General features: G+C 61.2%; 26 protein-coding genes. 4 read left to right on the top strand and 22 right to left on the bottom strand.

What is annotated here, in order from left to right; translation table 11 throughout:
• The 4 genes from ASG59_RS09015 to ASG59_RS09000 form a co-directional block, all read left to right on the top strand.
• On the top strand, positions 1–326 hold a 326-nt coding region (locus ASG59_RS09015), incomplete at its 5' end, for an endodeoxyribonuclease (protein WP_156399190.1).
• Positions 323–574 carry a hypothetical protein gene (locus tag ASG59_RS09010; protein WP_056408420.1) on the top strand — a complete coding sequence of 84 codons (252 nt, stop codon included), beginning with the start codon at positions 323–325 and terminating at the stop codon, positions 572–574. The genes ASG59_RS09015 and ASG59_RS09010, both read left to right, overlap by 4 nt.
• Positions 571–801: a hypothetical protein gene (locus ASG59_RS09005; protein ID WP_056408417.1), complete on the top strand. Its 231-nt coding sequence runs from the start codon at positions 571–573 to the stop codon at positions 799–801. The genes ASG59_RS09010 and ASG59_RS09005 overlap by 4 nt, the downstream gene beginning before the upstream one ends.
• Entirely contained in the window at positions 798–1,808 is a 1,011-nt protein-coding gene (locus tag ASG59_RS09000; protein WP_056408414.1) for a hypothetical protein, read from the top strand. Before ASG59_RS09005 ends, ASG59_RS09000 begins: the two co-directional genes overlap by 4 nt.
• Here the strand turns inward: ASG59_RS09000 and ASG59_RS20460 are convergent.
• From ASG59_RS20460 to ASG59_RS08900, 22 genes are all read right to left on the bottom strand, one after another.
• Positions 1,741–2,121 carry a hypothetical protein gene (locus ASG59_RS20460; RefSeq protein WP_156399189.1) on the bottom strand — a complete coding sequence of 127 codons (381 nt, stop codon included), beginning with the start codon at positions 2,119–2,121 and terminating at the stop codon, positions 1,741–1,743. The genes ASG59_RS09000 and ASG59_RS20460 overlap by 68 nt on opposite strands.
• A 73-nt stretch (positions 2,122–2,194) precedes the next feature.
• Positions 2,195–2,362, bottom strand: coding sequence for a hypothetical protein (locus tag ASG59_RS20785; protein ID WP_162245441.1), 168 nt, complete (start codon positions 2,360–2,362; stop codon positions 2,195–2,197).
• Positions 2,359–2,787, bottom strand: a complete 429-nt coding sequence (locus ASG59_RS08995) for a lysozyme (protein WP_056408412.1) — start codon at positions 2,785–2,787, stop codon at positions 2,359–2,361. The genes ASG59_RS20785 and ASG59_RS08995 overlap by 4 nt, the downstream gene beginning before the upstream one ends.
• 46 nt (positions 2,788–2,833) lie before the next feature.
• Positions 2,834–3,196 carry a hypothetical protein gene (locus ASG59_RS08990; RefSeq protein WP_156399188.1) on the bottom strand — a complete coding sequence of 121 codons (363 nt, stop codon included), beginning with the start codon at positions 3,194–3,196 and terminating at the stop codon, positions 2,834–2,836.
• A gap of 930 nt (positions 3,197–4,126) precedes the next feature.
• The gene (locus tag ASG59_RS08985; protein WP_156399187.1) at positions 4,127–6,157 is read right to left on the bottom strand and encodes a hypothetical protein; all 2,031 of its coding nucleotides are present in this window, start codon (positions 6,155–6,157) and stop codon (positions 4,127–4,129) included.
• Positions 6,154–6,813 carry a hypothetical protein gene (locus ASG59_RS08980; RefSeq protein WP_056408408.1) on the bottom strand — a complete coding sequence of 220 codons (660 nt, stop codon included), beginning with the start codon at positions 6,811–6,813 and terminating at the stop codon, positions 6,154–6,156. Before ASG59_RS08980 ends, ASG59_RS08985 begins: the two co-directional genes overlap by 4 nt.
• Positions 6,814–6,821: 8 nt before the next feature.
• Positions 6,822–7,136: a hypothetical protein gene (locus ASG59_RS08975; RefSeq protein ID WP_056408406.1), complete on the bottom strand. Its 315-nt coding sequence runs from the start codon at positions 7,134–7,136 to the stop codon at positions 6,822–6,824.
• An 82-nt stretch (positions 7,137–7,218) separates the two neighbouring features.
• On the bottom strand, positions 7,219–8,130 hold the full coding sequence (locus tag ASG59_RS08970) for a DUF5309 family protein (protein ID WP_056408404.1): 912 nt from the start codon (positions 8,128–8,130) through the stop codon (positions 7,219–7,221).
• 45 nt (positions 8,131–8,175) lie between these two features.
• Complete coding sequence (locus tag ASG59_RS08965) at positions 8,176–9,225, bottom strand: hypothetical protein (RefSeq protein WP_156399185.1); 1,050 nt, start codon at positions 9,223–9,225, stop codon at positions 8,176–8,178.
• Positions 9,215–9,481 (bottom strand): hypothetical protein, encoded by a 267-nt coding sequence (locus ASG59_RS08960; protein WP_056408400.1) that lies wholly within the window; start codon positions 9,479–9,481, stop codon positions 9,215–9,217. Before ASG59_RS08960 ends, ASG59_RS08965 begins: the two co-directional genes overlap by 11 nt.
• 19 nt (positions 9,482–9,500) lie before the next feature.
• Positions 9,501–10,886: a D-Ala-D-Ala carboxypeptidase family metallohydrolase gene (locus ASG59_RS19835; protein WP_082528699.1), complete on the bottom strand. Its 1,386-nt coding sequence runs from the start codon at positions 10,884–10,886 to the stop codon at positions 9,501–9,503.
• A gap of 116 nt (positions 10,887–11,002) precedes the next feature.
• Positions 11,003–13,054 carry a hypothetical protein gene (locus ASG59_RS08955; protein WP_156399184.1) on the bottom strand — a complete coding sequence of 684 codons (2,052 nt, stop codon included), beginning with the start codon at positions 13,052–13,054 and terminating at the stop codon, positions 11,003–11,005.
• A 49-nt stretch (positions 13,055–13,103) separates the two neighbouring features.
• Positions 13,104–14,705, bottom strand: a complete 1,602-nt coding sequence (locus ASG59_RS08950) for a hypothetical protein (RefSeq protein ID WP_056408396.1) — start codon at positions 14,703–14,705, stop codon at positions 13,104–13,106.
• A complete protein-coding gene (locus tag ASG59_RS20455) occupies positions 14,702–15,259 on the bottom strand; it encodes a hypothetical protein (protein WP_156399183.1) in 558 nt (185 codons plus the stop codon). Before ASG59_RS20455 ends, ASG59_RS08950 begins: the two co-directional genes overlap by 4 nt.
• Positions 15,256–17,745 carry a hypothetical protein gene (locus ASG59_RS08935; RefSeq protein ID WP_056408388.1) on the bottom strand — a complete coding sequence of 830 codons (2,490 nt, stop codon included), beginning with the start codon at positions 17,743–17,745 and terminating at the stop codon, positions 15,256–15,258. The genes ASG59_RS20455 and ASG59_RS08935 overlap by 4 nt, the downstream gene beginning before the upstream one ends.
• 3 nt (positions 17,746–17,748) lie before the next feature.
• Positions 17,749–19,647, bottom strand: coding sequence for a phage tail tip lysozyme (locus tag ASG59_RS08930; RefSeq protein ID WP_056408386.1), 1,899 nt, complete (start codon positions 19,645–19,647; stop codon positions 17,749–17,751).
• Between the two features lie 7 nt (positions 19,648–19,654).
• Positions 19,655–20,818 (bottom strand): tail fiber domain-containing protein, encoded by a 1,164-nt coding sequence (locus ASG59_RS08925; protein WP_156399182.1) that lies wholly within the window; start codon positions 20,816–20,818, stop codon positions 19,655–19,657.
• Positions 20,819–20,858: 40 nt separating this feature from the next.
• Positions 20,859–21,197: a hypothetical protein gene (locus ASG59_RS08920; protein ID WP_056408381.1), complete on the bottom strand. Its 339-nt coding sequence runs from the start codon at positions 21,195–21,197 to the stop codon at positions 20,859–20,861.
• 21 nt (positions 21,198–21,218) lie between these two features.
• The gene (locus ASG59_RS08915) at positions 21,219–21,890 is read right to left on the bottom strand and encodes a hypothetical protein (RefSeq protein ID WP_056408378.1); all 672 of its coding nucleotides are present in this window, start codon (positions 21,888–21,890) and stop codon (positions 21,219–21,221) included.
• A gap of 18 nt (positions 21,891–21,908) precedes the next feature.
• On the bottom strand, positions 21,909–23,234 hold the full coding sequence (locus ASG59_RS08910) for a hypothetical protein (protein WP_056408374.1): 1,326 nt from the start codon (positions 23,232–23,234) through the stop codon (positions 21,909–21,911).
• A complete protein-coding gene (locus tag ASG59_RS08905) occupies positions 23,231–23,662 on the bottom strand; it encodes a hypothetical protein (RefSeq protein ID WP_056408371.1) in 432 nt (143 codons plus the stop codon). The genes ASG59_RS08910 and ASG59_RS08905 overlap by 4 nt, the downstream gene beginning before the upstream one ends.
• A 22-nt stretch (positions 23,663–23,684) precedes the next feature.
• A complete protein-coding gene (locus ASG59_RS08900; protein ID WP_156399181.1) occupies positions 23,685–26,981 on the bottom strand; it encodes a hypothetical protein in 3,297 nt (1,098 codons plus the stop codon).
• Positions 26,982–26,985 lie beyond the last annotated feature (4 nt).

Raw genomic sequence — 26,985 nt, 5'->3', positions numbered from 1 at the left:
GGGATCCGTCCTTTAATTGGGAGGATCACTATGAGGCGATCCGGCTCCCGTACACGGTCCCAGAGCGGACAAGCATGTACACGCCCGACCTCTACTGGCCCGATCGCAAGCTCGCGATCGAGATGAAGGGCCGCTTCCGGGACAGCGATGAACGCGGCAAGTACATCCATTTCCGCGATAGCAACCCGGACATCGGGCTGAAGTTCGTTCTCCAGCGTCCAGGCATTCGCATCTACAAGACATCCAAGACGACCCAGGAAGAGTGGCTTCGTAAGCATGGCTTCGAAGTCGCATTCAAAACCATCCCCCAGGAGTGGCTCGATTGAGCGTCAAGAAAGAAAACCGTCAAATCCCTCGTTACAAGCTCACAGTCGACCCGGAATGGTTCTGGGCGCATCGAGCCCAGATCAACGAATGGGCCATCACCCAATCGGAGCCGGAGCGATACTTCGACTACGTCATCGAGATGGTTCCTGGGACCTCTCAGATGACCGGCAAGCTCTACTTCGTCCACTCCGGTCATTCGACCCTGATGGCCGCCTACATCAAAACCTTGAAGGAAGGAAACTCATGACCCAGAAGCACCCGCTCTACACTGTCGCCGTCGAGTTGCTCGACATCGCCACCCGCACCCACTTCACCCAGACCGGCATCGGCGAGTTCATCGAGAGCATGGAGCGCTACGGCCTCGGGATCATCGAGATCAACTTGGAGCCGGAGGTTCCCCAGGCCGCTCGCGAGGTTCCCCTTGCCCCCGTCGCGAAGAAGAGCCGCCCCAAGATCACGAAGAGCGACACGTGATCTTTGCTTTCCGCCGCGTCCAGACGCTCCAGGACGTCGTCGACGTCATCGCTCTGCTCAAGCGTGGTGCGACGGTCGGCGTCGAGCCCGTCGAGGGCGGGCTTTTCGGACCGACGAAGCCGTGCGCTTTCCGGATTTACAAGCACCGGAGTCGACACGGCAAGGTAGGTCCGAAAGACGACGGTTCGAAGTGTCTTCGAATGATCCCCGACGATCTGGAGTCGTTTTTGGTCGATTACATGTCCGAGCGTCGCATCTTCGCGGACCTCGACGTCTACCCGTGTGACGACGACGAGTCTATCGGACGCGTCTGGAGGCATCTCAACTTCAGCGCGGGGACATGGCTCACCAGGACAGCGATCAAAGACTTGCTGACGATCCTCGCCGATCACTACGGCGGGACGATCGAGGCGCAAATCCCCTACGGCAGCGATGGCTGGGTCGAGTGGATCAAGGGCGGCCACGGCGCGATCACGCTCTGGCATCAGCCGTCGCGGTCTGAAGTAGAGGACCTCATCGAGTATGGGGCCAAGAGCATCATCAACGCGGTCGCGGCCTCATCTTCCCGGAAATGGTTCATCGGGATGGCGGGGCCGTACCTGATGCCGGACTACGGCTTCCTGGACCATGATCCGGAGCGGACCCCAGAAGAGGCGGTGATCGTCTCAAGCGAGCCCACCGGGATCGGACCGACCTGGGATGCGACGAGGGCGTACTACCGGCTGTCCGGTCTACAGGCCGCTCCAGACGCCACGGACGACGAGATCAAGGCGCTGGCCAAGAGGTACGTCACCGGCTCGCAAGAGACGGCGTTGACGTGCCAGGATCGACCGGTCAGGCCGGTGTGGACCTTGCCCAGAAAGGGCGCGACCGAAGACGTCTGGACGTATTGGGGGAAGTGGGTTCGCGTCGTCTTCGAAGACGAGGTCGAAGTAGAGCTTAAGAAACTAGCTTCAGGACGAAGACGATCTTCCAGAGGTAGGCACCAAGAGCGATCAGGGCAGTGATACCAGCGCCGATGACGGTGCGCTTGATCCACACGCCATTGTCCTTGATCGTCTCAATGGCCTTTTCGACGACCTCGACGCGCGAAGACAGAATGTTTCGATTGGTGTCACAGTGCTCTGTGACGCGCGAAAGCATGTGTTCCATTTCACGGCGCGGGACGAAAGTCTCCATCGCCTGCATGACATTGCGGTGGCGATGGTCCGCATTGGTCTGAGCCGAGATGTCGGCGGCCTGAAGCGACTTGGTGCGCTCGTCGATCCCGGCGATCTTCGTGCTGATGTCGATCAAGATGTTCGGGTCGAGCGTGTTCATTTCGTGCCTCAACAGCGGCCGAACGACAATCGATCGACGTTTTATTTACAAAAGAATGGAACTTTTTTGAGTCTTACCAAACGCCGATGATCAGCGTCACGATCTCAGACGAGGTAAGCTTTTCGAAGACTGTCGCTGCCTCGATCTTGCCCGACACGACCGCATAGGTCATGTAGATGATCCAGAGCAAAAGCACGCAAGGCTTCAGGTAGCGCCGAAGAAAGCGGAACGCCGTCTTCACGGCGTGCCGAAGAGCTTTGCTTCGGCCGCGCGACGACGCACCAGTCCGGGGAGAACACGCCCACCGCCACGGTTCCACGAGGCGAAGGCCGCCTGAGCACCTTTGACGTCGCCAGCGTTGAGCTTGCGGACCAGGGTCGAGGCCGCGAAGGCACCGCCGCCGATGTTGTAGCAGAGCGAGACGAGGGCGCTGAACTGGTTCGGGGTCATGTCGACCTTGACCGCCTTGTCGACCGCCGCCTCGAAGATCGCGAGGTCACGCCGGAGGAAGGCTTCGGCCTGAAGGGTGGTGCAAGTATCCCCGCGCTTCACGCCCTTGGTGGTGCCGAAACCGATCGTCCATACATTCGCGGGACACAGGTATGCCTTGTCCTTGTAGCCTTCAAAGCTCTTGATAAGGTCAAGTCCTGCGTCGTTGATCTTCATCCTCGTATTTACGCGAGGATGAAGGCTTTCGCGGATTGATCCAGGATCAGAGAGTCGCGGCGAGGCGGAACAGATCGTCGAGGTCGTTGTCGGTCCAGTCGTTGAGGCTCGCCATAGCCATGATGATCGGATCGTCGCGCTTGAACGACGTCGTTTCGCCCCACGAAAGCTGAACGGTGAGCGATGCGGACGCGACGATCGTGTTGACCTCGACGAGCTTGCCCTGAGCGTTGAGGGCCAGGATCATCTGGCGCCGGGTCACGACGAGCGGCGGGATGATCCACATCGGCATGCCGTCATCGGGCGTGATCGAGCACGTCTTGTACTGAGTACCGAGATCGGCGCGGCCGTCCCACTCGATCACGTTGATCTTGCGCATGCGGGCGTCGAGGATTTGGTATCGTGCCATGGCTCAAGCCCACTCGTAGACGCGGATTTCACCACGTCCGCCGGACCCACCGGCTCCACTTCGCGCACCGCCGCCGCCGTTCTTCGCGCCGCCTCCGCCGCCTCCACCGCCGCCGGGTAGACCACCCGCACCACCGGCGCCACCTATCGTCGCGACGCCGCCTGCCCCGCCACCGCCACCTGTCCCGAAGCCGGGCGCTGCGAAGGACAAGCCGACCGATCCGGCTCCACCGTCACCCACGCCACCCGAGTTCGGGACGACGTTCAGTGATGCTGGGTAGGCGTGCTTCGCGCCGTAGCTGCCTTCACCGCCCACACCGATTGCGGATGTCGTAGTCCCGCCCCCGCCGCCTCCACCGCCGGGGCTCATCGGGCCAGCCATTGTGGGGGCTTTGCCGGTTGTTCCGTTGTTGCTGCCAAGACCACCGGGTCCGCTGCTCCATTGATTGTTCTGGGACGGCGCGCGACTGTTTCCAGCGGCTGCGCCACCGGTCCCAGGTTGTCCGCCCTGGGCACCGAAGCCGCCGATCGCGGAGAGGGTCAGCATGGGGGCGAGATCGATCGAGGTGGTTCCCCCAACAAAACCGCTCGTTCCGTTCCCGAGTGATCCAGCCGCGCCCGCGCCCCCGGCACCGATGACGAAGGCACAGGTCGCCGCGATCTGAGACGCCGCAAAGTCAGCGGTGGTCACCGTCCCGCCCGCACCACCGCCGCCACCATTCGGGAACGTCGTTGATCCCACGGCCGTCGCGAATGCCCCGGACGCACCACCACCACCGCCGCCGATGAGTTCAAACGTAAAGCGTGTTGCGTCGAGCGACTTTGTCCAGGTACCAGATGATGTCAGAATGGTCGTGCGAATGAGAGATGGACCAGACGAAGCCGGACCCGATGTATTTCCACCGTAAAGAGGCATGATTTCCTTGAATTATTACCAGACCCGAGCCGAAAAAGATTGGCCCGTGGTCGAACCGATGATCGAAAGAGCGCTCACCGGGATGCCGTGATGCGGGAATTCGTAGAGCGCACCAGCCGCGATCTTGAGCGACGATCCGCCGATCGTGGCGACGCCGACGTCGGACAGGTAGAGGTCGGCAGACGACAGGTTCTGCACCCACGCTCCACGACGGTTGCCATCAGCGGCTGACAGAGCCTGTGCGGTGCCACCGGCCGCGATCGTGCCGCTCCGGTCCGTCGTGGTCACACCGACGCTCTGGGTCGACGTGACAGTGGGCGTGCCGGAGATCGTGACGGCGTGGGTCGGGACGCTGGCGAGGCTGACCGGGACGGTGCCCTGGACGGCGACGGTCGGGGTGCCAGAGATCGAGATCGGCGCGGTGACCTCGACGGGGACGGTGCCCTGGACGGCGACGGGGATATTGGGTTCGCCGTAGAGGCCGGTGATCGGGAGACCGACCGAACCAACGCCGACCGGAGACCCATCCACGTTGATCTGGGTCTGGACGAAAGCATTGGTGGACAGGTCGTCGACCGACCGCGCGTCCAGGACGAACTTGACCGCACCACCACGCGTCGGGGTGTAATTGCTTTCGTCGATGACAACGCGGAAATACCGATAAACCGATGCGTCGCTTTCGAAAATGGTACCACCACCGACGCCACTCGGGATGTTTGAGTATTCGGAGATCAAGAAAAAGTCGGACCCGTTGCGAGAGCCTTCGAGCTTGAGGTAGCCGTGGCCGGTACCCATGCCGCCGCCGACAGAGGGGCCGGTCAGCGCGAAGCTGATCTTGATCGAGCGCCAGGGAGACGGGACGTCCACCTGGATACCGGTGTCCCAGATTGTCGTACCAGTGGCGTAGGGGATGTCGTGGTAGAGGCGATTGCCCGCGACGACGTCCGAAGAGCCACCCGTGTCGACGGCGTTGGTGACCTCGACGCGGATCGGCGCCGCATCGTTGATGGAGACCGTACCAGCGACGTTGACCGTGTTCGCGATCGACACCTTCTGGGTATCGACGGGAGCCGGGGGCACCGGGAAGTTGGCGACGTTGATCGTGGGGGTACCGCCGATCTGGACCGTCCCGCTCACCGCCTGAGTGGCGGGGAGGTTCGAAATCGCCACCGAGGTGACGGGATTGGCCACCGTCACAGTGCCGGTGATCGCCGGGATCGAGGACACGGCCACCGAGCCGGAAACGCCCACTGTAGTGCCGTTTGCGAGGGCCACAGGGGCGTCCAGGCTGACCTGACCGATGTGAGCCGTGCCAGCCGTCAGGCGACCGTCGAAAGCCGCTCCTGAGGCTCCTGAGACGATTGAGACGGGGATCGCCTGGGCGCCCGTGTTGCGGATGATCCCGTCGAAGGAAGTGCCCCCACCGACACCACCACCGACGATCGTCACCGGGACCGGCGAGCCGCTGTCGTTGTTGATCTTGATCTGTGTCGGCGAGGACGGGAGGTTGCTGATCGCGACCGTACCCGTCACCGCCTGGACCGGCGGGAGGTTGCTGATCGAGAGCGAGGTGACAGGATTGGCCACCGTCACCGTGCCGGTCACCGGACCGTCGATCGACACGCGGCCGATGTGCTCGCTGCCCTGGGTAAGAGCGGTCAGGAGACCGGTCGTTGCGACGATGCGGACGTCCTGGGTCGTCGGGAAATTGGTGATCGCGAGGTTACCCGACACGGCCTGGACCGCCGGGAACGTGAGGTCGACCTTCTGGATTTCGGGGAAGTCGAGGGCGACCCGCTGAACCAGGGGATGGTTCGAAACCGTGACAGTCTGGTTGGCCGGGAGGTTCGAAACCGCGATCGAAGAAGACGGGTTCTCCACGAGAACACGGCCGATCACAGCATTGCTCGTCTTGAGGACGCCGTTGAACGCCTCGGAAAGCAGGGTCGGGATGCCACTCGTCGGGAAGAAGCCGGTGTCGGTGCCGGTCGGGGTGATCGGCGCGGGCGTCACGCCCGTCCCACCGTCGTCAAAAAATCCGGTCAACCGTTCGGGCTCCAGTCTGCGTCAAAGTTGTAAGAGGGTCGGATCGAAGCATTGAGAAGCTCAGCGCGGTCGGACATGTCCTGAAGCTCGATGAAAAGCGTGTTGAACATCGTGTTCCAGGTGTTGAGACGCTTGTCGTCGATTGACCAACTGGCGGCGGAGATCAGCGCACCAAGGGTCACGAGATCGTCGGCGACCTCGAATAGCTTCAGCGAGTCGGTCGGGGCGCCGACGTTATTGAAATCCGCCCGGTAGACGATCGTCACGACAGAGCCCGGCGAGGGCAACGGCGCGATCAGGTACTGGCCAGCCTCGCGGGCACAGTACATGGCCCGTCCGGCCGTCTGGTGGCGCTGTAGAGCCTTGACTTCGGTGATACCGCGCATCTCCAGGACGCGCCCGTCTACCTGGATCGAGATGGGTTCGAGCAAGTTGCCGGGCACGTTGACGGCGCCAGTAAAGCCCTCCGGAATCGTCGCCTCGGAGATCGCCTCGTCGATGGGGGTGCGAAGGGTCCGCTGGATACGGCGGACAGAGTCCCTGATCCAACGATCCAGGCGAGTGTAGTCGGCCGTGGACGCCAGAGAGCGCAAGACGTCGTTGCGCTTGAGATCGTCGAGGACGCGGACGCGGATGTCGGCGAGGGTGACAGGCATGGTGGACCTCAGAAACGGTGGACGGTGGTGATGCAGCGCTCTTCGCCCATCGCCCGAAGGCACTTCATGACCTCATTGGCCCGCTCTTTGGCGGCTTCGATCCCCTTGACCGGAGTATCGAGGCCGAGGCCGGGGAACTTCGACTTGAGCACTTCCCAGGTGTGTACCGGCGGCCGGGCGTACATGTGCATTTCACCGACCGGGAACATCTTCGATGCTTCGCGCATTCGGGCGTTTTCTTCGTAGAACTCGTCGGGGACGTACTGCCAATTGACGAGGTCGATCTGGTGCCGATTTTCGCTATCGACCACCCGTTGGTTCATGTCATGAATGAAAGTCATGACACTATTTACAAATAAAAAAGGCGCCCGAAGGCGCCTTTCTCAGTTTCGATAAAGTTCTGTCTTAGAACTTGCCGTTGGTGCCGGTGACCTTACGGATCACAGCCGACGCCTTGTAGTTCTTGTGCTTCAGGCCGTAGGTACCGTACACCTGGACCTTGGTGTTACGACCGCTCTTGCCAAGCTCCTGCGTGGTCCACGGAACCATGCAAAGCTTGTTCCAATCGGACGGATCGAAGATGAAGGTATCGGTGGCGAGGGAGAAGCGGTTGATGACGACCTTCTGCTCGCCGAACGGCGAAACGAAAAGCTCAACCGCGTTCACGACTGCCTTCGAACCTGCGCCGACGTTCGGGATTTCACGATGACGACCAGCGGCCTTCGAGAACTCGGTCAGACCAACGGAGAAGTCGGGGGAGACCATGATCACGGACGGCTCGGCGCCGTTCTCATAGAGAGTCTGAAGCGTCTCAACGATGAGGGCCTCGGTGGGGTCAGTCGTGGCCGAACCGGTGGCGATACGACCAGAAGCGTCAAGCTGGGACTGGTAGCTGCCCATGCGGGGGGTGCTGGTGGTGCCATCGGCGACCTGACCGGAGAGCATGATTGCTTCACGGGTCCGCTTAAGCTCAGCAACCTTCTTAAAGACGCGTCGGGTAAGCTCGACCTTGCGGCCCGCCTTCTCAACGATGTCGGCGATGTCCGAAACCTTGACGGTCTCATCCATGTGCTGGAGCGAGGTCGTGCGGACGATCACGTCGGCGCCGTTGGCCTCAGTCGGGTCCGCGCCTTCCGGGCGGGCATTGGTGAGATCGACGGCAGCGTACTCGTCTTCGAGCCAATTGGGGTTATTGACGCGGACCTTCTCTTCGCCGGTCATGGTGGTGAAGGGAACCTTCGTGCTCGAAATCAGGTGGATGGTCTCATCCCAACCTTCCTTGAGGCCGTTGAGGTCACGGGAAATTAGCGTAGCCATTTTTTCTTGTTCTTCCTTTTGGGCAGGCTTGAATGTGGTCTGAGTTTAATCGTTTCCGGAACGAAGCATTGCCAGTCTCAGTGCGTCCTCGATCGACCCGCTTCGACGAAGATCGGCCATAGCCGCCCTCTCAGCGTTTGACTTGCTCGAAACCTTGTGAGAAACCTCGGACGACGACTTGATCACCTTCGTCGGCTTGAGCTTCGGCTTCGAAGTCTTGGTTTCCAGTGCCTTCTGACCACGTTCGGCTCTGTAGAGCCGGTCGAGGATTTTGAAGGACGCTGGATCGGTGAGCGTAACGGCGTTGTCCGGGTGGACCTCGCAATCCTGCACCGCAAAATCGAGAAGAGTGTTCCGATAGCTATCGGACCAGTTCTTGATGCCGCGAACGGGGTCGGTCAGGACCTGACGACAGCGATTTGATGCATCCTCGAAGAACTTGTTGCGCTGAGCCTGAACAGTTTGGCCGTGCGTCTGAAGTTCCTGGTGGAAGTATTCGAGGTTGGCACGGGCCTGAGCTTCACCACGCATCGCGTTGTCAAGTTCGGCGGCGGACCAGTTCTCATCCTTCGCGAGGAGCAGGAAATTCACGCCTTCGTAATCTTTGTAGGCATCGAGGGCCATCTTGTACTGACGGTTCAACGATGCCTCGTAAATTCCGAGGGCTTCTTCCGACTTGCGCTTCATCTCAGAAGCTTCTTCGGACTTGCGAGTAAGAGCCTTTTCCTGACCGGCGAGTCGCTTCAAATCTTTGACCGGGATTTCAACGTCCTGGCCGTCGATCTGGACCGTGACAACGTCGTCGTCCGAGATGACCCGCTTGCTGTTCGGGGTCGGCTCGTCCTCTACTTCGTCATCCTGCTCGTCGGTCCCCTCGTCTTCATCTTCGTCCTCATCGTCGGATGACCGATCTGCATCAGCGTCCTCATCTTCGGAGTCGTCTTCGGCTTCGGGGGCCTCAAGGTCGTCCTCATCTTCGCTTTCCGGATGGCCGTTGCCAGCGTCCATATTGCGAGCGAGGAACATGTCTGCGATAGCTTCCGGGCTATCATCCTGTGAAGCGCCAGTATTGGTAGCTTCGACGTCAATCGTCATAAGGGTCTATTGTCACCTGTCGGGCCTCGATGATGGCCTCGGCACGCGATGCGTAAAGTTGCATGGTAGCGAGGACATCCGTGATGCCCTTATGTTGAGAATACAGCCGCTCGCGTTCATCGAGTTGGGCGGCTGTAGAGTTGAAGAGCGCTTCTTTGATGTCGCCCTGAAGTTCGGTGAAGAACGACATCAGATCGTCATCACCAAGGTAACGCGCAGCGACATGGCCGCGCGCCACGATTTCGTCGTTTGTCATCAGACCTATTTACAATAGATCAGCGAAACAGGCTCCCAAGCCAATTTCCGAGGCTCTGGTTGTTCTGAAGTCCGGCCTCGTAGGTCGGCGTCGAGCCCTGGAGGACGTTGATCAGCGACGAGTTGGGGCCGTGGTAGTTGGCGCCCCACATCGTTTGTCCGCTGTTCTGGGTCGGGGGAGCCGGGAGGGCACCCATCGGACGCTCAGGCAAAGCAAACAATTGATCGTTCGGAGGACGACGCGGGGGCATCGGGACGCTCATCTCTGGCATCTGAGAGGTCGGCCGGATGTTGCGGATGATGAGCGGATTTTCCGCCTCTGCCTGGGGGAAGAGGTCGGTCGGACGCTGGGGCGGTGCGGGCCACGACTGAGCCTGGGGTACCTGAGGCTGTGCCTGGGATACCTGGGGACGGATGCCACGGACGATGAGAGGATTGTCGGCCGGGGGCTGTGTCTGGACCTGGGGCTGAGGGGTAGGCACCTGGGTCTGAGGCAGGGGCGCCGGGGGAGCATTCGGGGGCCGATCCTGGAAAGGATCGAGCTTGCCGGGGATGTAATCGAAGATCGCCGGGAGGACGCTGCGCTGGGTACCAGGGCGGCCGATGAGCCCCTGTTCGCCAGGAGCGATCGGGTTGGTGGCCGTCTGGTAGGCAGAGGTCAGACGCTGCCACAGAGAGGGAGCTTCGGCCTGGGGTGCGGGGGTCGTCGAGGACGTCGTGGCCGGGTCCATGCCGCCGATCGTCGAGGCGACACGCTGGACCAGTCCGGGGGGCATGCCGGGGAGCACGCCCTGAGGCGAAGGCGAAGGCGTCGGGGAGAGCGGCAACGCGCCGATAGGACGCGCCGGGGGAGCCTGGATCGAAGAGACCTGGGGCGTAGAGACCTGGGGCGGGAGAGACGTATAGCCGAGCGTCGCATAGTCGACCGGACGCGGTGCCGCCGTGGGCTTGGCGGTCGGGATCGAGCCCGGCGGGATCGTGGCATAGGACTGATCAGGACGACCGCCACCACGGTGATCGGTCATCGCCTCGGCAAACCAAGCAGGCGTCTGGTTGAGGCTCGTGTGCGACCGGTTCGGACCCCACGCGGCGGGACCGGACCCTCTCCAGTCGGCGTGGAAAGATCGACCCGTCTTGTCGTAGGTCCCGAACCCCTGGGCACCCTCGTTCCGGAGCCATTTGATCGCGTCAGCCTTGCGCTCGTCAGAGACTCCAGACTGAGGATTGAAATCGAACGCGTCCGCATGCATATGCCTTGAAGCTTTCGCTCCCCGGACTCCAGCGTTGTAGGAAGGTGAGCGCACGCCACTGACGACGTCGAAATCCGGGAAAAGCTCCTGGAACCTCCGAACGACGTCACGAACCTTCGGCTTCAGACCGTCGATGTCTGCATTTGACTTGGACATGGATCAGACCTTCGGCGTCTTGATCTTGGCGACGCGAGGCGTCTTGATCTTGGCGATGGGGGTGGTCTTCGGGGCGGTGATCGCCCCGATCTTCAGTTTCTTGGCCATCGGGGTCCTCAGGAGTTGGGGGAGATGATCGCCTTGGCCGGGTCGGTGCCGGTCGCGGCGGCATCCACCAAGAGAGCGGTTTCGGTCTGACTGACCTCGATCCGGTTGGCGGACTCGGCATCCTTGCGATCGGCGTCGCGGCTCTTCATCATCGCGTTCATCATCGCGCTCATCTTGGCCATCTCGACCTTCATGCGGGCGATTTCGCCGTGCTCTTCGACCTTCTTCGCGGCCGTCTGGGCGTTGAGGACTTCGGCCTGTGCCTTGGCCTGGACCAGTGCCATTTCGGCCTGTTCCATCGGCGAGGGCTGGGGCGGCGGCAGCATGTCGGGAGTGACCGGGAGGTACCGCTTGATATCCGCGCGGTGACCCTGGAGCGTCAGGATGTCGGCGAGGATCGAGTAGGCACCAGCCGGACCGGCGAACGCCGAAGCGATAGGGTTCGAGGCCATTTCTTTGCCGATCATCATCAACCGGTTGGCCTCATTGTCCTTTTCGCCGTACCCAAGATGAGCGGATGCCGACGCGGTGCGCCCGGCGCTCCACTGCATCGGGGAGACCTTGGCCCAACCCGTGGCGGTCGCGAGTTCGATGTTTTCGCGCTTCTCATGGGCGACGACGAGGTCGTAAATCTTGCAGAATAGCGGGATCAGGAAGCCATTGACGAAGCAACGCGCAATCTCTTTCTGCCGTGTCTGAGAAACGCCGGTCTGTTGTTCAAGCTGAGCCGCCGACGAAGACTTCGAAATCGCGTCCTTGTTGAGGCCCTGAGACAGAGCCGAGATGCCGGTGGTCCCCTCGTTCATGGCGTCCAAACCCTGCATCAGGGTCATGAGCATCGGGTTCATCTGGGGCTGGGGCAGCGGAAAAACCGACTCTTTATCTCTGACATTGACAATGCCGCTGAGTCTGTTTTCCAGCAATTCGCTCGGATTGAGTAGACCGCCCTTGACCACCTGATAACGGGGGTTCGAGGTCAGCATCGCCGCGTCGATCATCGAACGAAGCAATGCCGTCTTAGCGGTCTGGATCGGAACTACGGTATTGACGAAGTTTTCCCCGTAGAAACGGTGAGGGCGAGGTAGTGCCGTGAAACAAACGTAAGGATTGGACTCGACCGGCTCGATCTCGATCGTCACCGATCCACAGCGGATGATCTTGTAGAGGCGCGCCGTGAGGTCACCCTTCCTCTTCAAACGGGTATAGACCTCGACCACCATGACTTCGCGAAGCTCGTCCTGGATCGGATCGTCGTCGAGGCGGATCGACTCGGACGTCGAGGAAAAGCGAGCGATGACCTCCGGCGAGGACCACTGATCGTCAGCTACACCAGCCGCAAGATCGTCTTCGCGACCCTTCATTTTGGGGTAGTTGGTGACGATCCAGTCGATGGTCTTGCGTGTGCGCTGACCGCAGAAGTATTCGTCGGAAAGATGCTTGGCGTGGCTCTCGATGAAGAACTCTTCCGGGTTCACCACCTCGATCAAGACCTGACCTTTGTCTACGACGCGGACGATCTTGCCCGACGCGGTGCCATCCTCGTATTCGTCGGTCAGAACGATATCGGTGATGTCATCGGCCTGTTTCCAGTAATCGAGTTCAGCCGCCGTGATGTTGTCGAACTCAAGCTCGACCTCTTCGACGTCTTTGTCCCACCAGACCTTGGCGATACCGACGCGCGCGGTCAGACCATCAAAGATGACATCGCGAATGATGCGCTCGCCACCGTTCTTGCGGTAAAAAACGTGGTTGGTGTACTCGGTGGCAATGTAGGCCGCTTCAGTATCCTGGACGTTTTTGGCGTCGAACTGAACGATACCCGAACCGACCGAAAAGGTGTCGCCAAGCTGGGCGCGCATCATTTCGACGGCGTTGTAGCATTCGCGCGTCGTCCCGGAAAAGCTTCCCGCGTGCTGACGCTTGGGAAGCACCCCGTCGATGTACTCCATCACCTTCTGGCGCTCGGTGGACAATTTCGAAGAGTACCAGGACGTCGCCTGTGCTACCTTTCGGTCGATGAGCGTGCCAATCTGCTCGTCGGTGAGATCGTTTGCTTTCACGGTTTCCTTCAGGCGATTATTCTTTTTCTTCGCCTGTATTTAACGAGGTTCAATACGCGTCGACGTACCAGCTATCGTCGACTGTGATCGGGGTCCATTTTCCCTGGAAAATGTGGTTCGCCAGGGCCAGAGCCATCACGGTGTCGTCGTGCTTGCCAGGAGATGCCTCCAGAGCGGTCTTTTTGGACCCGGTTCGGATGTAGGTCCGCATTTCGTCCAAGGTGACGGGGCAGTTGATCTTGATCCCACCCATCACAAGCTCGTCGGCAAGATGAGAGATCACCAGGGGCTTGGTCTTCAGATTGGTGACGAAGCCCAGGGTGTCTGTGCTTTCCTCGACGACCTTGGTGTCGACCGTCCGACGCCAGAGGTTGCTGTATCCGTGGAAGTGGCTGAGCCAATCCATCGTCGTGTGACCGATCGAATTGACTTCAACGACAATCTCCGCCTCGCCGTACATCATACCAAGACTGTACAGGAGCTTTGCGTATGGCCGCGCAAGGATGTGGCCACGGTAGACCGCAACCTGTCGACGATCGCCGTCGAGGACCTGTGCGACGGAATAGTCGCCAGATGAGCCACCGAAAGCGACATCGACGCCGATGTAGTATTGATCGCCCTTGACCGGCTCGTGGTAGATCGTCAGTTCGCCCTTGTGGCGCTCTTCCCAGACGTCACGATCGCCATCATATGATAGCTTTCTGAGGGGCGGGGAGGCCGTTTCGCGCTGATGAGCGAGAGCCGACGACGAGAACACCGGGGCGCCCGAATTCTGGAACGCATCCTCCGGAACCGAGGGGTACTCCTGGAGAAATTTCTCCCGTCTGATCTCTGCGATCTTGACCCGACGCCACCAAAGCTGACCGTCTGAGAGATCGAACTTCTCTCTCAGGTCGGTTTCCTCGATCGTGTACTCGCCGTCAGTGCCGGGCTTCCCGAAGTTCACCGGGACGTCCGTGTTGGTATATTCGGCGGTGTCGTACCAGGGCGCGAAGAACGTTTCGAAGTCGTTGTTCGGGGCGCCATGGTAGAGGTCGTAGTAAGGTCCGGTCACGCCCTTGGCGGTGCTCTCGACGACGACGATCGACCCGTCTGTATTGGGAACAGCCTGGAGAATAGCCATCAAATTGTCGGCTGCACTGTCGTCGGGCCAGAACGCAAGCTCGGAAGCCCAGAGCATGTTGAGGGTCTGACCACGACCGACCGCGTCGCCACCAGCCGTGGCCAACTCGATCGATGTGTTGAGATCGCCGAAGTGGAGTTGCTTCGCGTTCGAACGCTCGACCTTCGGCTGTAGCCTGGGGTCCATGTTCTTATGCGTGTCGGTCAACTGTTTGAACAGTGTTCGGGTCGTCTGAAGATCGTTCGCGACGACGTATGCCTTCTTCGTCTTTCGAAAGGACGCCCACCAATAGGTGTACGCCTGCATCATCGTCGAGAAACCTTGCTGGCGAGCCTTGAGGATCACCATCCTGATCTTGCCAGTACGAAGCAACTGGTCATTGAGGGCGATGAGAAGGTTCCTCTGGACCTTGTTGAGCTTGAACGGGATGAAGCTCCCGCTCTTGTCTCTGATCTTACAGAACCGTTCGCAGTAGAGTTCGAAATCGTTGGCGAGTGCTTGACGAACCTGAAGTAGAGAAGACGTCATTTACCCTTTCCGGCGATCTCTTCCATGAGATCGGCGAATGCGTCCTGTGTATCGGTCACCTTGAGTTCGGTCACGTTGGCGGGCTTCGCCTTCGTGTAGGCCATCAGTTCCTTCATCGCCACGAACTTGTCCTTGAGGCTGTAAGGTCCAATGACGATCTCGACGTGCTGACGCATCAACAGACGCACGATCGGGTTGGTTTCCAGGGCGATCGTGTCTTTGATCGACTGGAGTTCGTTTTCGTCGAGTATTGTCATTCCGTAACCCGCAAGGGTCTCCTTTATTGATTGCTTGGTCTCACCATCGGGGACACCGACCGGACGACCGCGTTTGTGACGGGGGACCATGGAGAGGAGTTCCGCCACCGACCTCGAACGCCATTCGCCCCATCCGGGTACCGTCGCGGCGATGTTGGCAAGGCTCGTGGTGAAGTTCTTGGCCTTTGGCCTCTTCCTGATCCGCTTCGGGTATTTGATGATCCGCTTCGGGGGTGGGACGAAGGACAGTTGTCCCTCGTCTACGATCTGGTATTTACCGTGCCCGGTGTTGATCACTTGACGGTCCTCGGCTTTTTGGGACGACCGGTGCGGGAGGTCTTGGCGAGCTTGGTCTTGACCTTCGCCCGCGTCTTGAGGGACTTGGCCTTCGACGGGGCGCTTGCCTTGGTCTGAGCCTTGGCGATCTCTGCCGCGACGATCCGGCGATCGTTGCCCGAAAAGCGCTCGACGAAGGCGTCGGCCGCACGTCGGACACCACCGGTCGATCCCGCACTCTGGAGGGCTTGGAAGAAGGCCGGGCCTTCGGCCTGCATGATCGCCTTGCCCGCCTGAGAGAGGTCGGTCGGGGCCATGATCTCCGGCGAGGCCGGGGAGGCGTCGATCGTCCGGGGAGAGCGAGCCCGCTTGATCTGCTCAGGGGTCGAGATCGCCTCCTGGCCCTGTACGAGGCCCCACGTCTCTTTGGCCTGGGCATCGGCGCGGTCGCGGGTGCCCTGGTCGATCCGGGGATTGCTCGCGACGGACCGAAGCGAGCGGTGATGCTGGTGCATGACGTCCAGTAGAGGCTGGCGCTCTGCGTCTGCTTGAGCCCTCATCTCACTCATCCAATCGATCGGAGCGGCGACCTCCGCCGGAGCGGGACGACGAGGACCGGGGCCACCCTCATCGAACGGCATCGGGCCGCGCTGGGGCGCCTGGGGCATCTCCGGGGTCGGACCACGCGGGGAGAAACGCGGATCGGCGGGCGGGCCGATGATGTCGGCGAGCGGCGAATGGACGGGGGCAGACGGTCCCTGGGGAGCCATAGGAGCGGCTCCAGGCGGCCGGGGCGGCAATCCTGGGGCAATGCCGCTCTGATCCGTGGGAAGGCCTCCCTGAGGCATCTGGGGCATCCCAGAGCCCAGGGGATTGCCCTGCGTCGAGCCATAGCGCTCGGTGATCATCCGCATGGGGTCGCCGTAGACGTCCTTGACGCCCGACAGCTTGGCCAGGGTCTTGGCCGTCAGAGCGGCCGTGATCGCGGTGGCACCACCCGTTGCGATGGACGCGGCGCTGAGGCCACCCATGACGATCGGTGCGATCTCAGACATGGCGCCAAGAGCGGCACCCGAGCGACCAGGGGCGCGCATCATCGCGGCCATGGTCTTGGCGATGACACCGCCGCCCTCTGCCCCGGACTTGTCGCTCATCCAATTGACCGCCGACCGGTCCATCAGGGTGTCGACGACGTCGGGACGGGCCTCGAAGGCGCGATCGAGGGTGTCGATGTGCTTGTCGGTGAGCTTCCCACCCTCTTTGAGATAGCGACCGTACTCGGTGAGCATGGTCGTCTGCTCAGGTGACAGGGGAGCGTCTTCGGAGGCGTTGAGAGCGTTGATCCGGTCCTGGGTCGTGCCCTTCATGAGCTTGAGGTTGGTGGCGGTCTCCGCCTTGTTGGACGGATCGCCCGGAAAGGCGTCAGAGCGCATGTGGTCGACGACGCGACCGATCGCGTCGGTGTGCGCCTGATTGGGTGACCTGTACTTGATCGAGCCCGCGACAGAGGCCGGGAGACGAGCGCCCGCGATGATGCCACCGACGCCGACACCCGTTGCGGCGGCGTTGACCGACTGCATCGGGTCGATCGAGGGACCGCCCGCATTGTCCTGGGTCGCGGCGACCTGACCGATCGCGTCGTTGACACCGCCACCAAGGCCCATGATCGCGGAATTCTGGGCACCGCGACCGACCGAGTTGACGACGCCCTGGACACCCGCGCCCTTGACCGGCGACGGACCCGCGAGGGCACGTCCCAGGCCTTCGGCTCCGGGGGTCTTACCGAGGATGCCTGAGGCCTTGAGGGTCGCGGCATCGACACCGGACTGGACCACCGAAGCGGCGGCCGTCGCATCGAAATCGGCCTGTGTGGGCTTCGCCCGACCCTGTTCCTGAGCGTGGGCCTGAGCGTTCGAGCCCCAATACCGTGTGAAAGCATACAGAGCGGCGCCACCGACCGAACCGACAGCGGCACCGACCGGACCAGCGATGGCACCACCGACCGCACCGGCCCCAGCCCCCGCAAGCATGGTCGCCCCGATGCCCGGAAGAGCTTCGGCGGCGGCCTTGGGAAGCTGGCCAGCGGTGTCGATCGGGTGCGCGAGATCGAAGGCGGCGGGCTTGTAGCCGGGGCCAGCCATGCCAGTCGCGAGGTCGCCAGCACCCTGGAGCGCGGACCCTGCGTCGTTGATGATCGAGGATCGACCGGTGGCGTCGGCGGGCTGGGAAAGGGTCGTTCCGACCGCCTTCGCCTCGGCCCCGGCGCCATAGATGACGCCCTTACCCAGGTCGGCCGCGTAGTCGCCCCATGACTGGTTCTTCATCCCGTCGCGGGTGATTTCGCCCTGACGATCCTGGAGGACGGTGAGGACCTGGGTCGGGCTGTAGCCGCCCTTGACCGCGCCCTCGATCTCCCCGCGCATGCCGGGATCGCTCTCAGCCATGATGCTGAGGATTTGGTCGTCCGAGTAGCCCGCGCGGCGGGCCTGATCGATGTCGTCACGCATGGATCAGCGGCCCCCAGGCACGCCGAAGCGGCGCTGTAGACCCTCCATCAGGGGGGAGGTGACCCGAGCCGGGGCGGGAGCCGCCGGAGCGTCACGATAGGGGTTGGCGCTGTCCTTGCCGCGATCGGAGTCGTAGTATCGCGAGCCGAGATCACGGTACGAACCGAATACACCCGAGCGATAGCCGTCCGGGTCGAAGTCGGGGCCGTAGCGCTTGACAGTATTCGCGGCGCGACCGGAACGGGCCTGAACGTCTTGGTTCAGTCCTCCCATGTAACGACCCATCCAATCATACATCTGTTTATTGTTCATCGACGAGTTGCCGGACAGGATTTCAGAAGCAACACGCTTCGCGTCGCCGTCCGTCTGAACTCCCTTCTCATTTCGCAGCGTGTTATTGATCGCGCCCTGGAGGTAGGCGCGGGTGCGCATGGCGTTGGCCGCGCGCGGATCACCCGAGTCCATCAGGGTCTTAAGCTGTGCTTCGGTCTTCCCGATCAGCGAGATGTCGACCTGTCCCTGACGGAACAGATCACGAAGCTCTTCACCGTCCTTCATGAGGCCGATGTTCTTGACGAGGGCGTTTTCGTCGTCGTTCAAGAGCTTGTCCGCACCGGCCGGGGCCTTGGGGTACTTTTTGGCAAGATCACGCTCATCATCAGGAATAGCCTGACGCTCGACGGTGACCTGACCCGTGATCGGGTTGGTCTTTTGGATGATGCGAAAAGCACCGTTCTCCGACTGATCAACCGAAACCTTCGGGGCCTTGGCCGCCAACAGGTTCGCGGTCTGGATTTGCTTCTTAAGCTCCATCGCCTGATCTTCGCGACGGTTCGCGAATACGTTGTTCTTTTCGTTTTCGTCCGCGTTCCGGAAACCGAGGGCGGCCGACGCGTTGCCGGGCGGAGCAATCCAGGCGGCCATGCGCTCCAGGCGCTTGCCGAAGTCGCTCGTGGAGTTGATGCCCAGGAAGCCATCCGACTGAGCCGGAGCCTGGGTCTGGGTCTGTGTCTGAGCGGCGGTCGGATCGCCCCGGAGGCTCGTGTAGGCGGTCGGGACATCGGCGGGGATGCCGGTCGGACGGTTCGGGAGGGCACCCGGCGGACGCGCCGGAAGGGGGAGACCACCCGGAAAAGCGCCGTCGAAAGAGCCACCTAGACCGCCGGACAGGTACCCGGCCGGGTTGGACACGTTGGGCTGACCCGGCATGGCGTTGACCATCATGGGGCCAGCGTCGCGGACCTCGATCGGGCCGATCGCCGGGTTGGCGCGACGCATCATCAGGCCCTGAGGACCCAGGGTCGCGGCCGTGCCGGGGGCGACCTCAGCGGTCTGGAACTGAGGCGACAGAGCCGGGTTCGGGAGCGAGGTGTAATTCGGGGTCTGAGCCTTGCCGGTGGCGGACCAAGCATCGGCCTGAGCACCGGTCGTCTCTGGATCGGGAGCGCCAGCGGTGCGACCGACCGTGTTGTAAAACGCCTGTGCGTTGGCCAGACGACGATCCTCACGAGCCGTGGCCGGGGCCGCGACCTCGTAATTCCGGGTCCAGATCGACTGTCCGGCGCCAATATTATCGCCAGCGGCGAGCAGTTTGTTCAGTACGTGCTTGTGCGAGCCCTGAAGCTCGTTTTTGATGTGCTGGGTCTGGATCGCGGGGTCGGCGTAGGACGTACCCGCCTGGGCGGCGAGGTTGCGTAGGGCGGCGGCGCGGCTGGCGTTCCACTGACCCATACCGATGGAATCGCTGCCATCGGCGCCGTCGCCACGGTTGAGGGCGGCCGGGTTCAGATTGGCCCCGGACTCGCCCATGAGGGAGCCGACCGCGCCAGACGCCGTCTGGGGAGCGACACCAAGCGAGCGAAGAGCGTTGAATACGAGGGTCGCGTTCGAGTAATCGGCCATGGAATCCTTAGAACTTCGTCAGATCAATGTGGAGCATGCCGTCGTGTTCGAAGACGGCGTCCGGACGCACGGCCTGAACTTCCTGGGCCATCGGGCCAACGTGAAGAACATCCGGGGCGTGGTTGTAGGAAAACAGGTAGGTCGGGACGATTTCGTTGAATGTGCCGATCTGACCGGAGTGGACAGTCTTGTATCGACGGTCGCAGAACAGTGAACCGAACATGCCGATGCCCTGACCGATGGTCGAGAGCATGCTGGGGGTCGACGTCGTCTCGGACGTTCCGGTACCGACAGTGTGGGTCGTGCCACCCTTGAGGTCGCCCGTGATTTTGTAATACTCTTGAAGGTTGTTCCAGGGCTGCTGATACTGTGCGTACCAACGCTTGAGGTCGTTATCGAGAACGCTCTGATCGAGGCCCTGAAGACCCATCCCGGCGGCCTGCTGCGCCGTCAGGGCCTTGCCTGTGTTGTCGAACCCGGCCTGAGTGCCGGTGTAGCCCTGGCCAGCGACCGTCGAGCCGAGCGATCCGGCAGCGGCGAGGGCGCCAAGCTGCTGAGAGTTCTGGGCCTGGGCCATCGTGAGGCCCTGGGTGAAAAGGTTGGCGCGGGTGGTCGCGGAAAGGTTCTGAGCCTGCTCAGCAAGACCACGGTTCACCACGCCCTCAGCAAGGGCGGTGCGGTCGCTATTGAGGTTCCCCGATCCAGCCGCGTTGCGGTACAGGCTCGGAAGAGTGCTTTCGGAGGCCTGACGACGAGCGTCGTACATGCCAGCATCGACGATCGCAGAGACGTTCTGGCCCGACGCATACTGGTTGGCGCGGTCGATGTTGCTCTGGGTGTAGTCCGTCCCAGCGGCGGTCTGGAGACCGTTGAGGGCAGCGGTCTGACCAGCCGTTCCGGCGGCAAGCTGTCCGGCACCCGCTCCACCCATGGTGTTGGCGGTATTGCGAGCGGCACCCGTCGACCAGTCGATCGCGTTCTGGAAACCGGCGAACTGGTTCGCGTTTGGCGCCGCGACGAAGTTCCCGAGGTAAGGGTTGGCCTGAGACTTGTCGTAGGCGTTGCTCGCCTCAGACCACGCTTTGTTCAGGTGGACCATCTGCTCCGGAAGCGGACGCTGCGTCGAAGTTTCATCTTTGGTCGTCTTGGTTTCGGATGTCGAAGAGTTCATGCGCGATGGGCGTCCTTTTGGACTTGTTCTTGATTGTTTGTTATTTACGCCGATCGTGAAGCCACAAAGGACGCGCAATACCATCGTCCCAGACGATGGGTGCTGTCTTTCGGAAGCCGAAGCGGGTCATGAAATGATCTTCGCGAGGTCCGACCAGCCAATTGAAGGCGCCGATCACAGGCGGAAGCTTGGGGCGAAGCTCGTCGAAGACCGCATGCATCTGGCGGAGAACGGTCGGGGAGAAGTAGTAGACCTCGGTGTGGACGTAGGTCCGCCACTCTCTGCCGATGTATTCGAGATGCCTGGAGACGATGAAGTGACCCTCAGGATGATCGTAGAGGGTCTCTTCTGGAGTTCTGAAATGCTGAGTGTACGTCACCCAGCTATTTAAGAGCTTTCGTCAGAACGCCTCGATCTTGAAACCAAACCGCTTCGGGTGATAGTTTCCACCGCCTTGGTTTCGAATGAAGATCGTGATCGAATTCTCCGTGAACTCGTAGCCGGTCCGGCGAGCAATCTCCACACAAGACGACCAGTTGTCGTTGAATACTCCGAGCGTCGCCCAACCAGAGAAGAGCACGTCCATATTGGGCAATGGCGTTTCGAAGGTAATGACGTAACAGCCCTGAGTGTCGATTGGGTGCTTGACGATGCTGGCGATGTTGAAACGAGGTCCAGAGATGATCTCGCCGTTACCGTCATTGACCAGGAAGACGCCCTTGACCAGAGCAGTGCCACCACCGCCGCCACCCGATCCGGCCGAGCCGTTTGCGGCGGCCGTGATGCGACCGTCCGCGCCGACCGTGATGTTGGCATTGGTGTAGCTGCCTGCGGTCACAGACGTGTTGGGGATCGAGGTCAGGAAGCCGACGTCGTCGTCCAGATCGCTGATCTTGGTTGGGACCGGCGGCAGAGCCGCGATGTCGGCCTCGATGGCCTCGATCTGGGCCACGGTGTTCGCGATGAGACCGCCGTTGATCGTCAGGGTGTCTTCGCCTCGTGCGATGAGGATCGCGTCGTCGAGTTGGAATTCGCCACCATCGGCGAATTCGGAGATTTTCTTAGCTGCCATGGGTCCTTTTTTCGAAGGTCAGTAGGAGAGGTAGTCTGTGCCGGAGCCGACCAAGATCATGGTCCCATCCTGCGATGTGATGGTGTTCACAGCCTCGATCACGAAGGCGCCCGCGTTGGACATCATGACCGTCCAGAGGGAGCCATCCGGGCTCTGCCACGTCGCGCTCGTCGTGATGGCGTTGGGATCGGCCGCTCCGCCGGTACCAGCCGGGACCTCGCCCTCTTCGATCGCCGTGATGCGGCCGTCCGAGCCGACCGTGACCTTGGAGAACTCGTAGGTGCCGGGCTCGACACCTGTGTCCGCGATCCTCGTCGTGATCTCTGTCGCACCCGTGCCGATGACGTCGCCGACGAGGCTGATCGAGGGGCCGATTGTGAAAAAGCGGGTCTCCCCGGCCGTCCACTCTGCTTGACGGGGCATTTCGAATGCCGTCGTCCAGAGGCCGCCATCAGGTTGCTGGACGCGACCGGAGATCAGGGCGCCATCAGCCGTCGTGGCCGTGATCCTGACGCCCTGGACATCGACCGGTGCTGGGAAGGTCGCGGTGACGGCTTCGGGGGTCCTGGTCTGGACACCTTCGACCTCTTCACCACCGACGATGAATGCAACCTCTGCGTCAAACGAGCGGCTGAAGGGAACATCGACGACGAGGCGCCACGTGTCAGAGATGCCAGCGCTCGTCTGCGAGCAGAACGCCACCGGAACCGCTTCGGTGGTCGTATCCTGTTCCGAAATAGCGATGATCCGACCTGAAGCATCGCACGAGATGCTTGGGTTCGAGTACGTTCCGGCCATCGCACCCGTGGGTCGCAGACGCAGGCTGAAGTTGCTTCCGGAAGGCGCCACGATGAGGTCAGCCGAGTCGACCGGGTACATGATCGGCGGGATGACCGTGGGCTCGATCGTGGTCCAGGTCAGGCCCGTGTCTGTGCGGGTCAGGACCTGTCCTGTCGTACCTCCGTCTGGTAGCTCGATCGGCAAATCGCGCCAGATGACGCCATCCACGCCGTCCGCCGCAAGGTATTGCCCAGCGACGCCGTTGAGGGGGATCGGGCTCTCCGGCTCTACTCCAGCCTCGATCGAAGCAATGCGCCCGTCTGCTTGGACCGCGATCGTGGCGTTGAGGTAGACGCCGGGCTCGACGCCCGTGTTCGCCAGGGTGACTGTCGTACCGTCAGAGGTGCCAATTCGTACCTCCGCCAAAGCATCGGCGAGGGTGCGGATTGAGCGCTCGATCTTCCGATTTTCGCGATCGAGGTACAGCGAAACCGTCTCCGGCCGGACAGAGAGGTCCGGCTGGAACGTGTAGCGATAGATGTCGAGCGGGAGCCTATAGTTCACCGCGACCCCTGGACGTCGAAGTCGATGTCGAGCGCGGAAATCTTGGCGTCGTACACGTCGTCCTCGTAGAGGATGCGAAGATCGAGGAAGCGACCGTATGCGATGTGGTCAAGCTGGTAGTTGAGGCCGTCCGCCGTGTAGGGGAGGTACGGTCCCATCTCGACCGGCGTGTTGACGTAGTCGTATGCGCCCCAAGCAAACTGGAGGGGCTCACTCGACGGGTGAAGATCAGCGGCTGGGTAGATCGTCTTGAGGGTCTTGTACCCACGAAGATCAGGAGCAAGCTGATCGACGTTGATCAGCCTGTTCCGAACGACCATCGGAGCGTTGTACTCAGGGGCAACCTGTCCGGACGGGTTCGCCCGGAATTGGTCGAAGCTCAAGATGACGGCGCCGTCAGTCAAGACGATGGGATCGGTGTCTGCCATGCCCGTATTTACGCGTCCGCGATCAATCGATGATGCGGACGACGACGTTTGCGGTCGACGTCGTTCCGTAACGGTTCGTGATCGTGTAGCTGAAGCGATCATCCACCGGCTCGAAACCTGGGTCGTATGGCTGTACAGCCGGGTAGTCGATGGTGAGCCCGATGGCGAAGGCACCAGTCGCGTTGGCGATCGTGTACTCAGGCTTCGCCTCTCCAGCCTCGAACGTTCCGAGGTCCGAGTAGAAGACGCCGTTTCCGGCGTTGTAGGGGCTGGTCGTGACCCCATCCTCTACGCCAGTCCCGGTCGCGATCGGTCCGGCGCCTACAGCGGCGATCAAGTAGTGCGCTGGGCCAGCGGTGTTCGCGAAGAACGGAACCGGGACCCCGTTGGTCGGCGACGCGGCGTATAGATCACGCACCTCGATGGTCGGGATGCCCGCCGTGCCTCGAAAGAAGCTCTGTGCACGCACGACCGGGCGAGAGTCCGCGACCTGAGTGGCCGGGAAGACCTCGAAGGTCCGGACATCAGGCGCAGGGGCAGGGGAGGCCATGATCTCCGCCATCCACGCGCTGTCTACGACGCGCTTGTAGGCGCGCGTCCTGATCGCATAGCCGGGACCAATGAAACCGAATAGACCTTGGCCGCCAGAATAGAAGAACTGTCCTCGTGCGCCATCCCAGGCGACGCTCGCCTGAATAATGCTCGCGGGGTAGTTGAACGTGACCGATACTTCGAGGTTCTTAAGGTCGACGATCGACGTGTATGAACTGGTCCCGTCGTTGTACCCCATGAGGTTCTTCAGCGGGACGCTATTGCGACCGGGGCCGAAAAGCTTTTTGATCGAGTCGAAGCCTTCGGTGTACGCCTTGAAGCCGATCTGTTGACCCGCTAGGTTGTATTTGTAGAACCCTACCGACTGAACGTAGACGATCAACTCTTCGCCGTTCACACAAATGCTTCGAACATCTGCGCCGGGCGTGATGGCGACTTCAGCAATCGAGTCCCCGTTGCCAAATCCGATCTTGCCGTTGAGGGTGTAAGCGATATTGCCTCGACCGTCTCCGTCGATCAAAGAGCCGTTTCCTGCACCGAGCGGGTTCGCGACCTTCGTGGTCGTTACGATGACATCTCCGGTCTCCGAGCGCGTGAAACCGACCTTCATCAGGTTGTGGTTTTCGAACACGTAGCCAACGAAGATGACTTCGGCAGAGTCGGCCGAATGCGTGCGCAAAGAGCAGAGACGATACGAGCCCAGATTGGGAATGTAGTTACAAAAGCCGGTTCTGAGGTCGATGTAACAGAGATCGAGGAAGTCCGCCCTCGTATACACGAAAACATCACACTCGCCGCACGAAACGCCGGAAACATAATTTGCCTGATGCCCGTAGCCCATATCAACGGCAGGGCCGAACATCGGGACCAGCGGGAATTCCTCGCCTGTCTCCAGAGAGAAGCTCCGCATCGTATTGGCGGTGAAGTCGGGGTAAAAGACCTTTCGACGCTCCGGATTGAAGACCACATACCGGTCGTCGAGGCTGTAATCGGGCTCCTGGGGGATGTCCTCCTGAAGATAATCGCCTTCTTCGATCGTCTCATCGTACAGGACCTCGAACCCAGGCGCGAGTTCGGTTGTCGGTCCTTTACGCACGTCCACGATGTCGACACCCAGGAAGACATCGCCCAGCTTAATCCGGTAGTCGAACGTGGGGGAAGCATCGGAGCCGACAAAGACGCGATGTGTCGAGTCGAGATCAGTCCGACCATTGGTCAAACGGCCTCCGCCTGCGATCGGTCCACGCTCTTCTCCACCAGACGCGGGACGACGTATGGGCTTGCTCAGGCTGACCAGACCGGTCGTCGTGTCCAGGCGGGCGATCAAATTCGACGGCTGAGTAATCGACGCAATCCGAATACCCGTGCCCGTATCGTTGTCGAGGAACGTCGATGCTGCAAAGTCTGCGAACTCGACATCAACCGGGGCGGACAAGACTTCAATGGAAATTTCGTCATCGTTCGCCTGGACCGGGTCCGGCGTCTCTAGCTCCGGGTCCGGCTCCGGGGCCGGGGGAACCTGTGACCTCGCGATGAAGAGCGGCGACGGCCGGGACCGGTCGGTGTAGTATTGCCACGAGTGGGGCTCCAGAGCCCAGGTCTCAGTCGAAGCAAACTCCTCCCACCGCTTGCCAGTCGACGCCGAAACGACGGCCGCACCCAAGACAAAGGGAAGATCATCGAAAGACCACTTGCCCTCTTTCAAGTTGAAGACGGCCGCTCGGTTGCAGCCTGGAGCCGGGACATCGCCCTCGGGGAGCTTGAACTTGCAGTCCGGGTGCGTCGAAACATGGCAGAACATGATTTCATTGCGCTCGGCAATGTAGACGACAAAGAACTTCGCCTTCTCATCCATCACAAGGTGGTCATAGATGTCCCGGCGAACAGTTCCATCGACGATGTCTTGTCGAGCCAAGCCGTTGTGGGTCCAGATGCTTTCCGGCCCGAACACAAAGTGGTTCGAACTGACGTCGATGACGCAGTTCTGTGAGATGACACCCGAGTCGGACTCGAATACGCGACGGTACCGGAAGACCGCGTTGTCATACGTCGGCTCCATCGTCCAGGTCGACTTGGTCCCGTACAAGAACATCCGGTCCTGCATTGGCCACCCGTCCACCAGAGCGCTCGGAAGATCAGCGAGGACGTTCGAGGACGCTGAATTGTCGGTGTCTGCGATCCAGATGTCGGCCGGATTGTTGTAGGTGGTGTAATCTGAGTTGAGGACCATCGTCGGATAGTCACGGCCGTCCCGCTGGATACCGATCGCAATGACCTGACCGTTCAGGGCGCGGATGGACTTCGCGCGCCAAGTCCTGTCCCAACCCTTGACCGGCTCGAAGCCCTTACCACCTTTGCGCATACTCCAGAGAGCGCGATCCGGACGGTTCGAATAGATGACGCTATTGGTCTCAGCCCAGGTTCCGGGTTCGTCGTAGTTGTGACCGGTCCACGATGCCGGGGTCAGATCGCGCTGAAGACCAGCTTCGCCGTTGTTGCCACGCTGGTTCCAGCGGACGATCCGGCCATCCTTGAAGGTGATCAAGTATTCGTAACCACCGTCCGGGAGACCGTAGCCGATGACACTCTGGGGATCGTTGCCCGCCACCGTGCCAGACTTGCGAAACCTTGGGCCACGCCAGATCGAGCCATCACGAAAACGGGTGTTGTTGGCCGTCGTCCACTGGCGGGGGTCAGTCGCGGAAAACGGATCGGAGTCGGTGTTGACCCCGACCGCGCCAAGCTGTCGGAAAGGAATGATTGCCATGAAT

This window comes from Methylobacterium sp. Leaf466, assembly GCF_001425565.1.
Lineage (GTDB): Bacteria > Pseudomonadota > Alphaproteobacteria > Rhizobiales > Beijerinckiaceae > Methylobacterium.
The sequence above is the reverse complement of the archived record's forward strand: the minus strand, read 5'-3'. Positions and strand labels throughout refer to the sequence as shown.